The 15147-nt window shown below is 60.3% G+C and carries 18 protein-coding genes; all 18 read left to right on the plus strand.

Features of this window, described 5'->3' with window-relative positions:
- The first annotated feature begins 21 nt into the window (after positions 1-21).
- Positions 22-372 (plus strand): hypothetical protein, encoded by a 351-nt coding sequence (locus ACVWYO_RS10005; protein WP_133191148.1) that lies wholly within the window; start codon positions 22-24, stop codon positions 370-372.
- Positions 373-404: 32 nt separating this feature from the next.
- Positions 405-1376, plus strand: coding sequence for a bifunctional diaminohydroxyphosphoribosylaminopyrimidine deaminase/5-amino-6-(5-phosphoribosylamino)uracil reductase RibD (gene ribD / locus ACVWYO_RS10010; RefSeq protein WP_457354930.1), 972 nt, complete (start codon positions 405-407; stop codon positions 1374-1376).
- A gap of 3 nt (positions 1377-1379) precedes the next feature.
- The gene (locus tag ACVWYO_RS10015) at positions 1380-2003 is read left to right on the plus strand and encodes a riboflavin synthase (RefSeq protein WP_457350407.1); all 624 of its coding nucleotides are present in this window, start codon (positions 1380-1382) and stop codon (positions 2001-2003) included.
- Positions 1990-3138, plus strand: coding sequence for a 3,4-dihydroxy-2-butanone-4-phosphate synthase (gene ribB, locus ACVWYO_RS10020; protein WP_457350409.1), 1149 nt, complete (start codon positions 1990-1992; stop codon positions 3136-3138). Before ACVWYO_RS10015 ends, ribB begins: the two co-directional genes overlap by 14 nt.
- Positions 3138-3557 carry a 6,7-dimethyl-8-ribityllumazine synthase gene (ribH, locus tag ACVWYO_RS10025; protein ID WP_457350411.1) on the plus strand — a complete coding sequence of 140 codons (420 nt, stop codon included), beginning with the start codon at positions 3138-3140 and terminating at the stop codon, positions 3555-3557. Before ribB ends, ribH begins: the two co-directional genes overlap by 1 nt.
- A gap of 5 nt (positions 3558-3562) precedes the next feature.
- A complete protein-coding gene (locus ACVWYO_RS10030) occupies positions 3563-4105 on the plus strand; it encodes a GNAT family N-acetyltransferase (RefSeq protein ID WP_457350413.1) in 543 nt (180 codons plus the stop codon).
- Positions 4102-4554: a hypothetical protein gene (locus ACVWYO_RS10035; protein ID WP_457350415.1), complete on the plus strand. Its 453-nt coding sequence runs from the start codon at positions 4102-4104 to the stop codon at positions 4552-4554. Before ACVWYO_RS10030 ends, ACVWYO_RS10035 begins: the two co-directional genes overlap by 4 nt.
- 58 nt (positions 4555-4612) lie before the next feature.
- Entirely contained in the window at positions 4613-5986 is a 1374-nt protein-coding gene (locus tag ACVWYO_RS10040) for a cytochrome P450 (protein WP_457350417.1), read from the plus strand.
- 355 nt (positions 5987-6341) lie between these two features.
- On the plus strand, positions 6342-7505 hold the full coding sequence (locus tag ACVWYO_RS10045; protein WP_457350418.1) for a Wzz/FepE/Etk N-terminal domain-containing protein: 1164 nt from the start codon (positions 6342-6344) through the stop codon (positions 7503-7505).
- A gap of 71 nt (positions 7506-7576) precedes the next feature.
- Positions 7577-8305 carry an ABC transporter permease gene (locus tag ACVWYO_RS10050; protein WP_457354933.1) on the plus strand — a complete coding sequence of 243 codons (729 nt, stop codon included), beginning with the start codon at positions 7577-7579 and terminating at the stop codon, positions 8303-8305.
- The gene (locus ACVWYO_RS10055; protein ID WP_457350420.1) at positions 8302-8949 is read left to right on the plus strand and encodes an ABC transporter ATP-binding protein; all 648 of its coding nucleotides are present in this window, start codon (positions 8302-8304) and stop codon (positions 8947-8949) included. The genes ACVWYO_RS10050 and ACVWYO_RS10055 overlap by 4 nt, the downstream gene beginning before the upstream one ends.
- 23 nt (positions 8950-8972) lie before the next feature.
- Positions 8973-10016, plus strand: coding sequence for a phytanoyl-CoA dioxygenase family protein (locus ACVWYO_RS10060; protein WP_457350422.1), 1044 nt, complete (start codon positions 8973-8975; stop codon positions 10014-10016).
- A 164-nt stretch (positions 10017-10180) separates the two neighbouring features.
- A complete protein-coding gene (locus ACVWYO_RS10065; RefSeq protein WP_457350424.1) occupies positions 10181-11332 on the plus strand; it encodes a polysaccharide biosynthesis/export family protein in 1152 nt (383 codons plus the stop codon).
- 38 nt (positions 11333-11370) lie between these two features.
- Positions 11371-11949 (plus strand): dTDP-4-dehydrorhamnose 3,5-epimerase, encoded by a 579-nt coding sequence (gene rfbC / locus ACVWYO_RS10070; protein ID WP_457350426.1) that lies wholly within the window; start codon positions 11371-11373, stop codon positions 11947-11949.
- A gap of 4 nt (positions 11950-11953) precedes the next feature.
- On the plus strand, positions 11954-13015 hold the full coding sequence (gene rfbB, locus ACVWYO_RS10075; RefSeq protein WP_457350428.1) for a dTDP-glucose 4,6-dehydratase: 1062 nt from the start codon (positions 11954-11956) through the stop codon (positions 13013-13015).
- A complete protein-coding gene (gene rfbD / locus ACVWYO_RS10080; protein WP_457350430.1) occupies positions 13012-13902 on the plus strand; it encodes a dTDP-4-dehydrorhamnose reductase in 891 nt (296 codons plus the stop codon). The genes rfbB and rfbD overlap by 4 nt, the downstream gene beginning before the upstream one ends.
- Before the next feature lie 27 nt (positions 13903-13929).
- Positions 13930-14799 carry a glucose-1-phosphate thymidylyltransferase RfbA gene (gene rfbA / locus ACVWYO_RS10085; RefSeq protein WP_457350432.1) on the plus strand — a complete coding sequence of 290 codons (870 nt, stop codon included), beginning with the start codon at positions 13930-13932 and terminating at the stop codon, positions 14797-14799.
- Positions 14800-14948: 149 nt separating this feature from the next.
- Complete coding sequence (locus tag ACVWYO_RS10090; protein WP_457350434.1) at positions 14949-15143, plus strand: hypothetical protein; 195 nt, start codon at positions 14949-14951, stop codon at positions 15141-15143.
- Positions 15144-15147: the final 4 nt, after the last annotated feature.

The following is a 15147-nucleotide window of genomic DNA, read 5'->3' on the forward strand; positions in this document are numbered from 1 at the left end:
TGTCGCGCCTATCTCGGTGCCATGAATTTCCTGCGCTACATTTCCCCGCTGCGCGCCTGGCGCGATATGCGCACCTATATCGTGACGCGCCGGCCGCATCAGCTCGGCTTCATGGGGCTGGCGCTGGCGCTGACCTATGTGATGGTCGTCGGCGTGATCTATGAGTCGAAGATCCCGCCCAAGCCGTATCACCGCGACATCATCTATGTGCAGCAATGGCGCGCCGATCGCACCGATGCCGAGATCATCGCACAGCAGAAGATCGACGGCGTCGAACAGACGCGCCAGGCCAACGAGCTCAAGCGGCTCGAGGCCGAGCGGCGGGCGCAGTTCAAGAAGGTCAATGACGGGCTCAAGGCCTACGGGATCTGAGCGTGACCACGGCTTCCGACGATCCGCGCTGGATGGGCGCAGCGCTCGCGCTCGGCGAGCGCGGACGCGGGCGGACCACGCCCAACCCCAATGTCGGCTGCGTGATCGTCGCCGATGGTATCGTCGTCGGGCGCGGCTGGACCCAGCCGGGCGGGCGCCCGCATGCCGAGGCGATGGCGTTGGCGCAAGCCGGCGAAAAGTCGCGCGGCGCAACCGTCTATACCACGCTCGAACCCTGCGCGCACGTCTCGACGCGTGGGCCGGCGTGCAGCGATCTGCTCGAGCTGGCAGGCGTGGCGCGCGTCGTGGTCGCGCTCGGCGATCCCGATCTGCGCACCAATGGCGCGGGCGTGGCGCGGTTGCGCGATGCGGGGATCGCGGTCGATCTCGGCCCGGGCGCCGCCGCCGCGCGCTCGGCGATGGTCGGCTTCCTTATGCGACGCCAGCATGGCCGGCCCGCCGTGACGCTCAAGCTCGCGCTGTCGCTCGACGGCGCGACCGCGCTGGGGTCGGGCGCGAGCCAGTGGATCACCGGGTCAGAGGCACGCGCGCACGCGCACCTCGAACGTACGCGCCACGACGCGATCCTGGTCGGCCGCGCGACAATCGACGCCGACGATCCGACGCTCGACGTGCGCTTGCCCGGACTCGAGGCGCGGTCGCCGCGGCGTTTCATCCTGTCGCGCACGCCCGACCTGCACCATTCGGCGCCCGACGGCGCGCTGCCGTGGGAAAACCTTGCTGCGCCGGACGCGATCGGCACGTTGGCGGGTGTGGACACCATGCTCGTCGAAGGTGGCCCGGCGACCGCCGCCGCCTTTCTCGGCGCCGACCTCGTGGACCGCTTGCTGCTCTATCGCGCGCCGATCGTTGTCGGCGGCGGGCGCACCTTGCCCGACATCGGCCTCGCCGATCTTTCCGAGGCGCATGGTCGCTGGACGATGAGCGACGCGCGCACCCTTGGCAGCGACCGGCTCGAGGTTTACGAGCGCGTCAGGGAGTAGGCCATGTTCACCGGGATCATTACCGACATCGGCACGATCGATCGGATCGAGGAGCGTGGCGATCTGCGCATCTTCGTTGACACCACCTATGACATGGCGAGCGTCGATCTCGGCGCTTCGATCGCCTGTTCGGGCGTGTGCCTGACCGTCGTCGACAAGTCCGCGCCCGGCGCGTCGGGCTGGTTCGCCGCCGATGTCTCGGGTGAAACCGTCTCGCGCACCCCCGCCGCGCAATGGACCGCCGGTCGCCGGCTCAATCTCGAACGCGCGCTGAAGCTTGGCGAGGAACTGGGCGGCCACATCGTCACCGGCCATGTCGACGGCATCGCGTCGATCGTCGCGACCAGCAGCGACGGTGATTCGTGGAAGGTCGTCATCGCCGTTCCGGCCGCGCTTGCGCCGTTCGTCGCGCCCAAGGGCTCGATCACCGTCGATGGCGTCTCGCTGACCGTCAACAGCGTCGCCGATCAGGCCGACGCAACGACCCATTTCGCGATCAATATCATTCCGCACACCCAGGCGATGACGACGCTGGGCGATCTTCACCCCGGCGCGCACGTCAATATCGAGATCGACGTCCTCGCCCGCTATCTGCAACGCATGGAGCATTATCGTGCAAAAGCCTGAAGTTGCGCGCCTGCGCCATGGGTTCCTGTCCTCGCCCGAGGAACTGATCGACGAGGCCAAGAATGGCCGCATGTTCATCCTGGTCGATGACGAGGATCGCGAGAATGAAGGCGATCTGGTCATCCCCGCGCAGATGGCGACGCCCGAGAAGATCAACTTCATGGCCAAGCACGGCCGCGGGCTGATCTGCCTCGCGATGACCAAGAAGCGGGTCGAGGAGCTCGGCCTGGGTCTGATGAGCCGCCACAACGGCACGCGGCACGAGACCGCCTTCACCACCTCGATCGAGGCGCGCGACGGCGTCACCACCGGCATTTCGGCGGCCGACCGTGCGCGCACCATCGCGGTCGCCATCGATTCGTCGAAGGGCAAGGAAGAGATCGTCACCCCGGGCCACGTCTTCCCGCTCGTCGCGCGTGACGGCGGCGTGCTGGTGCGCGCGGGGCATACCGAGGCTGCGGTCGATGTCTCGCGGCTCGCCGGGCTCAACCCGTCGGGCGTGATCTGCGAGATCATGAACGAGGACGGCACGATGAGCCGGCTCGACGATCTCGTCTCGTTCGCGCAGCTTCACAATCTCAAGATCGGCACGATCCGCGACCTGATCGCCTATCGCCGCCGCCACGACCATCTCGTCGAGAAGCGCGCCGAAATGCCGTTCGAATCGAAATGGGGCGGACTGTGGAAGGCGATGACCTTCCACAACAAGGCGACCGGCGACGAGACCGTCGCGCTGGTGAAAGGCAAGATCGACCCGAGCAAGCCGACGCTGGTGCGGATGCACACGCTGTCGACCTTCGTCGACGTGTTCGGCGAAGAGAATGAGCGCTCGGGCCTGCTGTCGGGCGCGATGCAGCTGATCGCCGACGAAGGCACCGGCGTGATCGTCGTGATCAACCGCCGCATGTCGGACGGCATCACGCGCTTCATGAAGTTGCGCGGCGAGGGCAAGGGCGCGGGCGCGCCCGAGGTCGAGGAATTGCGCGATTACGGTGTCGGCGCGCAGATCCTCGCAGAATTGGGCGTCGAGGAAATGGTACTGCTTACCAATACGCATCACGCGCTGGTCGGCCTCGAAGGCTATGGCCTGTCGATCGTCGACGAGCGCGCCATTCCAGGCACCGGGGGCGAATAATGGCCAAACTGCTCATCGTCGAAGCGCGCTTCTACGACCATCTGAACGACCTGCTGCTCGAAGGCGCCCGCGCCGCGATCGAGGCGGCCGGGCACACGCATGAGACGATCACCGTCCCCGGCGCGCTCGAAATCCCCGGCGCTGTAGCGCTCGCGGCCGAGACCGGCCTGTATGACGGCTTCGTCGCGCTGGGCGTCGTGATCCGCGGCGAGACCTATCATTTCGAGATCGTCGCGGGCGAGAGCGCGCGCGGGCTGATGGCGCTGTCGATGGATGGTCTCGCGATCGGCAACGGGATCCTCACCACCGAGGACGAAGCGCAGGCGCTGACGCGCGCGCGCAAGTCCGAGAAGGACAAGGGCGGCGAAGCAGCCAAGGCGGCACTCGCGATGATGGCGCTGAAGGCGCGCTTCGGCTGATCCCGATGGTGAGCGGGCCGATCCTGTTCACCGACCGGCTGATTCTGCGGCTCCCCGAGCCCGCGGACTTCGAGGCCTATGCCGCCTTCACCGCCGATGGCGAGACGATGGCGCATCTCGGCGGCGCGATGCCGCGCGCGGTCGCCTGGCGTGACTTTTCGGTGCGCGCCGGCGCGTGGATGACGCGCGGCTTCTCGATGTTTTCGGTGATCGAACGCGAAACGGGCGCCTGGGTCGGGCGGATCGGCCCGTGGCAGCCCGAGGGCTGGCCGGGCACCGAGGTCGGCTGGGGCGTTGCCAGCGGTTTTGCCGGCAAGGGCTATGCGCATGAAGCCGCGGTCGCCGCGATCGATTACGCGTTCGACCTGCTCGGCTGGAGCGACGTGATCCACACGATCGCACCCGACAATCACCGCTCGGCCCGGCTCGCCGAGCGTCTCGGCTCGACCAACCGCGGACCGACCCGCTTGCCGCCGCCGCTCGCCGACTATCGCGTCGATGCCTGGGGCCAGAGCGCTGCCGAGTGGCGCGCGCGGCGCGGCCGATGAGCAAGCCGCCGCCCCCGCGCTACAAAATCGTCGAGCGCGATGGGCGGCTGCTCACGATCGACACTTGGGCCGATCGCCCGGCGGCTGCGCCGCCACAGCGCCGTGCCGGCCCGGTCGCGCCGGGTGACGCGATCGGCGCGCCGCTCGTCGCGGCGCTGTTCCGCGTGCGCGACGCGCAAGGGAGACGGTTGCTGACAACGTCGCCGAATTGGGATCGCAAGGGACCGCGCGTCATCGCGCTGTCGCCCGCGGGCGAACGCCGGATCGCCGCGCTCGGTCTGCTGAGCATCGGCCTTATGCTCGTCGGGGTGCTGGTGGCGCTGATCGATCTCGACTGGCTGCTGCCGATCGTCGTGGTCGCGGTCGTGCTCGCCGGCGCGATGTCGAGCAGCCGGACCAGCTGGGTCACCCGCTGGCTCGACTCGCTCGGCGAGGAAGCGCCGCGCTAAGCGCTTCCCAGCGCGAGACTCCTTACTTATACCAATGTCAGTAAGCAGGAGCGCGACGATGGCCTACGCCCATACCTTCAAAGCCAATCCGCACTGGCTGCCGCGGCAGAAGCAGGGGGACATTCGCGACATTCACGGCGAGGATGGGCTGCCCTTCGTCGGCAACACCTTCCGCATGCTCAAGGATCCGGTGCGCTTCGGGCGCCACATGATCGACAGTTATGGTCCGGTGTTTCGCAACAACGCGTTTGGCGGGCCGACCGTCAGCCTGATCGGTCCCGAGGCCAACGAACTCGTCCTGTTCGACCGCGACCGCGTCTTCTCGTCGGAACAGGGCTGGGGGCCGTTGCTCAATTTGCTCTTTCCGCGCGGGCTGATGCTGATGGATTTCGACAAGCACCGCGCCGACCGCCGCGTAATGTCGGTCGCGTTCAAGCCCGAGCCGATGCGGCATTATGCCGAGACGCTCGACAGCGGCATTGCGCGCACCGTGGCGGGCTGGGGTAACCGGCCGATGCGCTTCTATGATGCGATCAAGGAACTGACGCTCGATCTCGCCGCCGAAAGCTTTCTCGGCATGCCGCTTGGCCCCGAGGCAACGCGGATCAACCAGGCGTTCGTCGACGAGGTGCAGGCCTCGATCACCCCGATCCGCGTGCCCCTCCCGGGCTCGCAGATGCGCAAGGGCGTGCGCGCGCGCGCCTATCTGATCGACCTGTTCGAACGCGAGATTCCGGCGCGGCGGGCAGGCGCGGGCAACGACTTCTTCTCGCAATTCTGCCGCGCGACCGATGATGCCGGCAAGCCGCTCGCTGCCGATGCAATTGCCGACCACATGAACTTCCTGATGATGGCGGCGCACGACACGATCACCTCGTCGGCGACGAGCCTTGTCATGTTGCTCGGACGCAATCCCGAATGGCAGGAGACGTTGCGCGCCGAGATTACCGAGCTCGGCCGTAACGACACCGGCGGGCCGGCATATGGGCAGCTCGACCGGCTGGTGCTGACCGACATGGCGTTCAAGGAATCGCTGCGGCTGATCCCGCCCGTCCCGTCGTTGCCGCGCCGTGCGATCAAGCCGTTCGACTTCGGCGGCTATCATATTCCGGCGGGGACGACGGTCAGTGTCAGTGTCGCCTACACGCACACCATGCCCGAACTGTGGTCCGACCCGCAGCGCTTCGATCCCATGCGTTTCACCCCAGAGGCGGTGCGCGCGCGGCACAAATATGCCTGGGTGCCGTTCGGCGGCGGCGCGCATATGTGCCTGGGGCTGCACTTCGCCACGATGCAAATCCGCATTCTCGTCGCGCATTTGCTCAGCCGCTATCGCATCGTTCTCGACGCGGGTGCCGGTGAGACATGGCAGGCCTGGCCGATCCCGCGGCCCAAGGACGGGTTGCCGTTGCGTTTTGTTCCGCTGGGGTGAGGCGGAAAGGGTCGTGTCAGACCGGCTTGTTGGGCGACCCCGCTGGACATGCAGGTCGCTCCGTTACGCAAGTACGGCACGACTGATGTCAGATCATTCGACCACCCGCTGTTGGCCGCAAATCTCAGCCGCCACAACCATCTTGCACTGAGCGAATGTCGTACGGCTTTGTCTCGCCGGGCACGACCCGTTTGCCAAAAAACGGTAGTTAGAGTAGCGCTCGAACTCCGTATTCGCTACCCGCGCTTGGACGGGACAGCGGCATACCGCTGCCAGGTCTTGCATCACAAGCCGTGTTCGCCTAGCGCAAGCCTGTGACGCCATTTCTTCCTTTCAAGGTATCTTGTAGATAATTATGGACGTTGAAAATTCGCTCCGCTTCGAGCCTACAAAGGCAACCAGTCAAAGCAGAGTATCTGCGTTGATAAAAAAGAGGAAATGGTTCTTTGTATTCGTAATTTTGCCAACAATCTTGGCGGCGATCTATTATCTATTTATAGCATCTGATGTCTATATTTCGGAAGCGCGTTTTGTTGTAAAGAGTGCTGATCAAAAGCGCCCGCAGCTTTCGACGCTCGCGAATTTAATTCAGACGACCGGCCTCTCTGCTGGGCAAGAGCAAGCAAACGAAATCCTTGAATTTGTGCGGTCGCGCAATGCGGTCGCGGCGTTGGAACGCGACCCAGGTTTGCGGCAGAGGTACTCTGCGCCGGGGATCGATTTCATTTCGCGCTTCCCGCATCTCGGGTCAGGGAATACCTTCGAGGACCTGTATCGCTATTATACCAATATGGTCAGCGCCAAGCTCGACGGCGAGACGGGCACCGCGATTCTGACGATCAAGGCCTACTCGGCACGAGATGCTTACGAGATAAACAAGAAGCTCCTCGAGTTGAGTGAGGGGATGGTTAATCGGCTAAATACCCGGGCGCAAACGCGTGGGATTTCCGAGGCGCAAAAACAGGTGGCGATTGCCATGGAGCGGACGAAGGAGGCACGTGCAGCCCTCGCCCAGTTCCGGAATTCGCAAGATATCATCGATCCGACCAAGCAGGCCACTGGGGTTCTGGAGATCTCGAATAAGATGGTCGCCGAACGGGCGTCGTTGGCAGCGCAATTGGCATCTATCCAGCGCTCAGCTCCCTCCAATCCCTCGATCCCCGCGATCCGCAGCAGAATCGCGGCAATCTCGGCGCAGATTGCCTCGCAAAATGGTCGTGTCGTCGGTGCGGGCGGCAGCATCTCGTCGAAGCTTGGTGGCTATGAAAACCTGCAGGTCGAACAGGAGTTTGCGACCGAAAACCTCAATGTCGCGAGCGCGGCGCTGGTCCAGGCGCGCAATGAAGGGCAGCGCCAGCAGTTCTATCTCGAGCACGTCGTGGACCCTAATTTGCCTGACATGCCGTTGTTGCCGCGCCGGCTTATCGACATCATCGTCGTAGCGGCTGCAGCGACGTTCCTTTATTTTATCGGATGGATGGTTATCGTCGGCATCCTCGAACACGCGCCGGAAGAGTGACCGTGGCCAATCTAGATCTGCGCCGATTTCGGAGAGGCTGGGGAACGCAAGTTCGCGTGATCCACGCGCTCATGATCCGAGAACTGCACACACGCTATGGCCGCGAAAATATCGGATTTTTGTGGATCATGGTCGAGCCCCTGCTCTTTGCGGGTCTCGTCGCGCTGATCTGGCGCTTCTTGAAAGGGCCGGAAGAACACGGGATCGGGATCGTCGCGTTCGTCGTCTCGGGCTACATTCCGATTACCCTTTTTCGGCATGGCGTTTCCCGAAGCATCAGCATTTTCCTAGTCAATGGTAGTTTGCTTTACCATCAGCAAATCAAGGTGATCGATTTTATCTTGGTTCGCTTTCTTATCGAAATGCTCGGCGGGATGATGGCGTTTCTCTTCATAGGCATAGTTCTGATTCAGTTTGATTTGTTTCCGATCCCGCAGGATATTGGACTATTTGTCGCTGGTTGGTCACTGTATTCGATTTTCACTTTGTCGATATGTTTTGTCGTCGCACCCCTTTCGGAAATGTCTGAGGTGCTCGAGAAGTTCATGCCGGTCGTCACGTACATCATGATCCCGTTCTCGGGTCTCTTCACGATGGCGTCGTGGTTGACGCCTACCTTCCGCGAGTATCTTCTCTGGTCTCCCTTCGTCAACGCGATGGAGATGATGCGGAAGGGCCTGTGGGGCGACGATTTGACGGCATATTACAACCCTTGGAATCCCATCGCCTGCACAGTCGTACTGACCGCGATCGGCCTCGCACTCTGCCGTCACGTACGAAAAGAGTTGGCTGTCGAATGATCACGTGCGTCAATTTGGGTAAGAGCTACCCTGTCGGGTCAGGCAAGAAGCACGTCCTGCAAAACGTCAACCTGTCGGTTGGCCGTGGTGAGCGTATCGCGTTGATGGGGCGTAACGGTGCTGGCAAAAGTACGCTTATCAAGCTGATCGGCGGAGTGGAGATGCCGTCGTCGGGGCATATTTCGCGAAAGATGTCTGTCTCGTGGCCGCTCGGCTTTGCTGGAGGGTTTCAAGGAAGTCTGACCGGTTTTGACAATGCGCGCTTTATCGCCCGCATTTACAATCGGGACTATCGCGAGATTAAAGATTTTGTAGAGAGCTTTACTGAGCTCGGGCGGCAGCTGAAGATGCCGGTCAAAACCTATTCGTCGGGTATGCGAGCTCGCCTTGCCTTTGCATTGTCACTTGCCATCGAATTTGACTGCTATCTGATTGACGAAATCATCTTGGTCGGTGATCAGAATTTCCAGCGTAAATGTCATTACGAGCTTTTTGAGCGTAGAAGCGATCGATCTATGATTCTTGCGTCTCATAGCATGGACGTCGTGCGGCAATATTGTAACCGAGCTGTTCTTATCCATGAAACGCGTGCTGTAGAGTATAGCGACGTGGAACTCGGAATATCGGTATACGATAGTCTCTAAATTCTGACGGAAGGGTCGATAAATTGAGCTCGAAGATCGTGGAGACATTGCGGCGCGCCCTTTTCAGTCAAGAAAAAGGCGTCGATGGCTTGTCAGGAACCCCCCAAAGTCCGCCGCGCTATCTCGCAGATGACATAAATCTGGATAATCAAGTTCCATGGTTTATGTCTTACGATTATAAAGACGACGAACGATACCTAGCCTTGCCCGACGATGTGAGGGAACAGGCAGATCGTTTCATGCGGGATGGCTACATTGTCTTCGAAAATGCGGTGTCTCCGGATCTGTGCGATCGTGTGACTTCGGAATTCCGGTCGCTATGTTCACGAAACAGCGACTATTTCGACCAATTCCGAAACGATTTTGGTTATCTTGAGCGCGTCATCAATATTCATCTGACGTTACCGGTGTTGGTCGAGATGTTTGCCAGTGCGCGGCCGGTTTTGGCATTTCAGGATGCATTATTTGGCGCGCGGACGAGTATCTATACATCGCTATATTTCGAGAAGGGCTCTGGACAAACGTTGCATCGGGATACGCCTTATTTCACGACTCGGCCTGAATATTGTTACTTCGGAACGTGGTTTGCGTTGGAAGACGCTGACCCTGGCAATGGGTGTCTCGAAGTGATTGCGGGCGGTCACCTGGTTCCAGAGTTGGACCGCCTGGCTTTCGCGCGGAGCGCTGCTGAAAATTCGGAAATAGGCTCGATCAACAATCAACTCTTCGACAAATATCAGGGTGATATGCTCGCGGAATGCGAGCGCCGTGGTCTGTCGTCGCGTCACGTACCGATGAAGCGTGGCGATGTGCTGATCTGGCATCCACAACTTCCCCACGGGGGAGGCTTCATCGCAGAGCCAACGCGAACGCGAAATTCGATCGTGATGCACACGGTTCCTGAAGGGTGTCCGGTCTATCACGCGTACGCGTTTTTCGATCCGACCAGCTCACTCCCGGCTGAAGCGCCTTGGGCTCAAGATGAACTGTTCGACCGGCGATTTGCGGCGCATGACACTATCGAGGTCATGCACCGGTCGCCTCGGCACAAAGACTCTTTTCTCTAGCGGATCTTCCGAGGCAACTCGGTCGATCTAGCCGCTGTCTTTGGCGTGAGCTACTCAACGAGGTGAGGAGGGACTGCCCGAAATGAGCAGTTCCTCTGTCTGAGCCCTTCCGTTATGGCATTACGCGCTGGACCGGCAGCCTCTGTCAAATTTGAGATTTTATAATGGCAATCCAGAAATCTGCGTGTCTTATTTTGTTTGCCGGATTGGCCGGATGCGCTTCGCTGCCATCGAGTGGCCCGACCGGAAAGCAGATCGTCAAATCCGCGGCGGTCGCTGCGGAGGGCGCGCCCATCCCTATCATCGAACTCACGAACGCGGCCGATGTCCCAGGGGCGCAAAAGGTCGACGATGCTGGTCTTGAAAAGCTGCGGGGCACCGTGCCGCCGCCGACCGACCTGGTCGGGCCGGGGGATGTGCTGGATATCAATATTTACGAGGCCGGCGTTCCGTTGTTTTCAGGCGGGGGATCTAGTGGTTCGTCGGGCGAGGGTGGCCAGCCGGATGCCGGTGTAAAGGTCCAGAAGCTTCCTCCGACGCGGGTCAGCGACGATGGACTCATTTTCATTCCTTATGCAGGCAAACTTAAGGTGGCCGGCCGCACCGTGAGTGAAGTCGAATCGTTGGTCCGTCGCTCGTTGCGTGGCTTGTCGCAGAATCCGCAGGTTGTGGTGAGCATGCGGGAGATGGTCACGAACACCGTCATTGTCGGGGGCGAAGTCGCGCGCCCAGGTCGCTTGGTGCTTCAGACCAATCGCGAATCGCTGAGCGACGTCGTTGCGTTGGCCGGCGGTTATCGCGGGAGCGCGAAGGATTTGGTTCTCCGGTTGATCCGACGGAACGAGGCAATTGATATTCGCTTCGGGACGCTGGTCGCGAATCCCGGCTTGGACGTCTTCGCTTATCCTGGTGACAAGCTAACGCTCATCAGCAGTCCGCGAAGCTACTCGGTCATGGGGGCCTCGGGGCGTGTTGACCAATTGCCGTTTAATCAATCGTCGATCTCTCTTGCGCAAGCTGTTGCATCCGCTGGCGGCGTCAATCCTTCGATCGGTGATCCGGCGGCGATTTTCCTTTTCCGGTTCACGCGCGCGGACGACGGCAGTGAAAAACCTGTCGTCTATCATCTCAACATGATGAAGACTGGGGCGTATTTCATGGCACAGCGCTTCGTGATGCAAGATGGAGATGTGCTGTACTTTGGCAATGCCAGTGCTAACCAGCCAAGCAAGGTCGTTCAACTTGTTAGTCAGCTCTTCTCGCCGATCCTGACCGTGACGAGCGCGGTTCAAACGGTCCAGAACAGCCGAAACTAAGAAGCGCACACCGCCTTCGTTTCACCCAAGGAAGAGTCATGGACGTTCGAGAATTTCCTATTGATGGCGTTAAGATATTGATTCCCCGTCACATTGGGGATGAGCGTGGGTATTTCGCCGAGACGTTCCGTGCCGATGTTTTTGCTCGCCATTGCGGGGACTATGCCTTCGTTCAGGACAATGAGTCGCTTAGTGCCCGCGCAGGCACGATCCGCGGTTTGCATTTTCAAAGCGATCCGCACGCCCAAGGGAAATTGGTGCGCTGCACGGCGGGCGCACTGTTCGACGTAGCGGTCGATATCCGCAGCGGTTCGCCGACCTACGGGCAATGGGTTGGCGAGATGCTTACCCCCGAAAACGGCAATCAGCTTTGGGTTCCGCCCGGCTTCGCACATGGTTTTTGCTCGATGCTTCCCGACACGGTGATCTGCTACAAAGTTACCGGATATTATAACGCCGAATGCGACAAGGGACTTGCGTGGGATGACCCGACCATCCGGATAACCTGGCCCGACGTCGCCAACGCTGAGACACTGTCGCCAAAGGATCTCAAGCAGCCGCGATTGCAGGACCTTCCGCCATATTTTTCGTGGTCCAACTTCGATGGGAGCAAGTAAGCTCATGCGTGTTATTGTTACCGGCGGCGCCGGATTTATTGGATCTGCGCTAGTACGCTATCTTGTCCTGACCAAGGGTTATGAGGTCCTTACGATCGACGCTCTGACCTATGCGGGTTGCGAGGCTTCTTTACGGGCGGTGGCCGATAGCCCCAACCATCGCTTCCTCAAGGCCAATATCTGCGATAGTGCTGCGATGATCCAGGCGATTGCCGATTTCCGGCCCGATCGGATCATGCATCTCGCAGCCGAGAGCCATGTCGATCGCTCGATCACGGGCGCTGCCGATTTCGTACAGACCAACGTGGTTGGGACTTTCACGCTGTTGGAGGCTGCGCGCAGCTATTGGAACGGCCTTGTAAGCCAGGCCAAGGCGGACTTCCGTTTTCTCCACGTTTCGACCGATGAAGTCTACGGGTCGTTGGGAGATGAAGGTCTCTTTACCGAAACCACGCCGTATGACCCAAGCTCGCCATATTCGGCTTCAAAGGCTGCGTCGGACCATCTCGCCAAAGCGTGGGAGCGAACCTACGGCCTTCCGATCGTGGTTTCGAACTGCTCAAACAATTACGGTCCGTACCATTTCCCTGAGAAGCTGATTCCGCTGACGATCCTCAACGCGCTCGCCGGTCGTCCGCTGCCGGTCTACGGCAAGGGCGAGAATGTGCGCGACTGGCTCTTCGTCGACGACCATGCCCGCGCACTGGACATCATCATCGAAAAAGGGCGGGTAGGCGAAACCTATAATGTCGGCGGGCGCAATGAACGCCGCAACATTGACGTCGTGCGCCGCATCTGCAGTGTGCTCGACGACCTTCGTCCCGGTACGACCCCGCGCGAAGAGTTGATCGAGTTCGTCACCGATCGTCCGGGGCATGATGCCCGCTATGCGATCGATGCCACCAAGCTTGAGGAAGAACTTGGCTGGCGCGCGGAAGAGACGTTCGAGACCGGGATCGAAAAGACGGTCCGCTGGTATCTGGACAATGCATGGTGGTGGCAGCCGCTGCGGGATCAATACGATGGCGAGCGCCTGGGGTTGTCCGCTGCGCCGGTTGCTGCATGAAAATCGCCATCACCGGGCGCGTCGGACAGGTCGTCACTAGCCTGATCGAGCGCGGCACCACGGCCGGGCATGAGATCGTCGTATTGGCGCGTCCTGAGCTTGACCTTGTCGATCCCGAATCTGTTGCGCGCGCCGTTCAGGCGGCGGCGCCTGATGTCGTGATCTCGGCGGCCGCGTATACGGCAGTCGACAAGGCCGAGACTGAGCCTGATCTTGCTTATGCCGTCAATGGTATCGGTGCAGGTGCCGTCGCCGCGGCCGCCAAGGCGCTCGATGTGCCCCTAGTGCATATTTCGACGGACTATGTGTTCGATGGCGCGCTCGATCGTCCTTATCGTGAGAGTGACGCGACCGGGCCCACCGGCATCTATGGCGCATCGAAGCTCGATGGCGAAACTGCGGTATTGGCGTCGCATCCTGACAATAGCGCCATCTTACGCGTGGCATGGGTCTATAGTCCGTTCGGCGCCAATTTCGTCAAAACGATGCTCCGGGTCGCAGGCGACCGCGAGGAAGTGTCGGTTGTCGCTGATCAAATCGGCAATCCGACCAGTGCGCTCGATATTGCTGATGGGATATTGCGTGTTGCGGCCAATCTCGTCGCCGATCGTAATCCTGCGCTTCGTGGTATTTTTCATATGACGGCAGCCGGCGAAGCCAGCTGGGCTGATTTCGCAGAGGGCATTTTTAAAGCGTCGTCTGCGCGGGGAGGTCCGTCCGCCCGCGTTTTGCGGATCACGACGGCCGATTACCCGACTCCCGCTAAACGACCTGCCAACTCCAGGCTGGACTGTAGCTTGATAGCAGATGTGCATGGTGTGGCTTTGCCGAATTGGCAGGAAGCGCTGGAAACAGTGGTTGCCCGTCTCCATCCGGCTATCGTTTAACCACGCTTCAGACGAGGAAGAAGACTCATGAAAGGTATCATCTTAGCTGGGGGCAGCGGCAGCCGGCTATATCCTATGACGCTTGCTACATCGAAGCAGTTGATGGCGGTCTATGACAAGCCGATGATCTATTATCCGCTAAGCACCTTGATGCTGGCGGGAATACGGGAAGTTTTGATCATCTCGACGCCACGGGATATTCCATCGTTCCAGGCGTTGCTCGGAGATGGTTCGCAGTGGGGTATGTCCCTGGAATATGCGGTTCAGGCCAGCCCTGACGGCTTGGCCCAAGCCTATATTATCGGCGCCGATTTTGTCGCTGGTCAGCAATCGGTGCTGATCCTGGGCGACAATATCTTCTATGGCCACGGCATGACCGAATTGCTCAGCAACGCTCGTGCGCGCAAGAGCGGCGCAAGCGTCTTCGCTTACCACGTGACAGACCCGGAGCGGTACGGTGTCGTCTCCTTCGATGAAAAGATGACCGCGCTGTCGATCGAGGAAAAGCCCGAAAAGGCGCAATCGAACTGGGCTGTCACCGGTCTGTATTTCTACGACGAGAAAGTCGTCGATATCGCTGCCAATATGACGCCATCGCCGCGCGGTGAGTTGGAAATAACGGATGTCAACCGTGTGTACCTCGAACGTGGCGAGCTGTCGGTGGAAATCATGGGGCGTGGCTATGCTTGGCTCGATACCGGAACCCCAGACAGCCTGCTAGATGCCGCAGAGTATGTGCGTATTCTTGAAAAGCGCCAAGGTTTCAAAATCGCGAGCCCTGAAGAAATCGCATTTCGTGAAGGGTTTATCGACGCAAGCGGCATGGAGCGCGCGATCGCAAAGCTTGGAAAGTCGGATTACGGGCGCTATTTGCGGGGTATCTTGAACGAAGCCTGAGTGGAACCATCGCTGATGCTAGATGTACAGATCTAGTATCAGCGATGTGCGCGTGAGCAAAAGAGGCGGACTGATCGATATAGTCATATTGCTGGCGCCATGTTTGCGGTAACGGGTCCAGTCTAGCGCACTGGGACCAAGACGGTCGATTGCTCGATGCAGCCGATCAATGCCGCAACCGCCTTGAACCCCAATCCACGGTGCTGTCGATGAGACTTGCGCTTCACGAGGTGCTGATGCGGATTGACCAGATGCGGCACAATAAGGTTTCCGGACCGACACTTGCCCAGTACTTTCGAACCCATGAATGGCGCAAGCGCTCCAATTTCATGAGGCTCGCTTGACCAC

The organism is Sphingomonas sp. UYP23 (assembly GCF_054059235.1).

Excerpts from the sequence above, each read along its gene's own strand:
- ACVWYO_RS10030 (WP_457350413.1), top strand. The coding sequence starts at position 3,563 with ATGGTGAGCGGGCCGATCCTGTTCACCGACCGGCTGATTCTGCGGCTC.
- rfbC (WP_457350426.1), top strand. The coding sequence starts at position 11,371 with ATGGACGTTCGAGAATTTCCTATTGATGGCGTTAAGATATTGATTCCC.
- rfbD (WP_457350430.1), top strand. The coding sequence starts at position 13,012 with ATGAAAATCGCCATCACCGGGCGCGTCGGACAGGTCGTCACTAGCCTG.
- ACVWYO_RS10055 (WP_457350420.1), top strand. The coding sequence starts at position 8,302 with ATGATCACGTGCGTCAATTTGGGTAAGAGCTACCCTGTCGGGTCAGGC.
- ACVWYO_RS10065 (WP_457350424.1), top strand. The coding sequence starts at position 10,181 with ATGGCAATCCAGAAATCTGCGTGTCTTATTTTGTTTGCCGGATTGGCC.
- ACVWYO_RS10050 (WP_457354933.1), top strand. The coding sequence starts at position 7,577 with ATGATCCGAGAACTGCACACACGCTATGGCCGCGAAAATATCGGATTT.
- ribD (WP_457354930.1), top strand. The coding sequence starts at position 405 with ATGGGCGCAGCGCTCGCGCTCGGCGAGCGCGGACGCGGGCGGACCACG.
- rfbA (WP_457350432.1), top strand. The coding sequence starts at position 13,930 with ATGAAAGGTATCATCTTAGCTGGGGGCAGCGGCAGCCGGCTATATCCT.
- ACVWYO_RS10005 (WP_133191148.1), top strand. The coding sequence starts at position 22 with ATGAATTTCCTGCGCTACATTTCCCCGCTGCGCGCCTGGCGCGATATG.
- ACVWYO_RS10015 (WP_457350407.1), top strand. The coding sequence starts at position 1,380 with ATGTTCACCGGGATCATTACCGACATCGGCACGATCGATCGGATCGAG.
- ACVWYO_RS10045 (WP_457350418.1), top strand. The coding sequence starts at position 6,342 with ATGGACGTTGAAAATTCGCTCCGCTTCGAGCCTACAAAGGCAACCAGT.
- ACVWYO_RS10035 (WP_457350415.1), top strand. The coding sequence starts at position 4,102 with ATGAGCAAGCCGCCGCCCCCGCGCTACAAAATCGTCGAGCGCGATGGG.
- ACVWYO_RS10040 (WP_457350417.1), top strand. The coding sequence starts at position 4,613 with ATGGCCTACGCCCATACCTTCAAAGCCAATCCGCACTGGCTGCCGCGG.
- ribH (WP_457350411.1), top strand. The coding sequence starts at position 3,138 with ATGGCCAAACTGCTCATCGTCGAAGCGCGCTTCTACGACCATCTGAAC.
- rfbB (WP_457350428.1), top strand. The coding sequence starts at position 11,954 with ATGCGTGTTATTGTTACCGGCGGCGCCGGATTTATTGGATCTGCGCTA.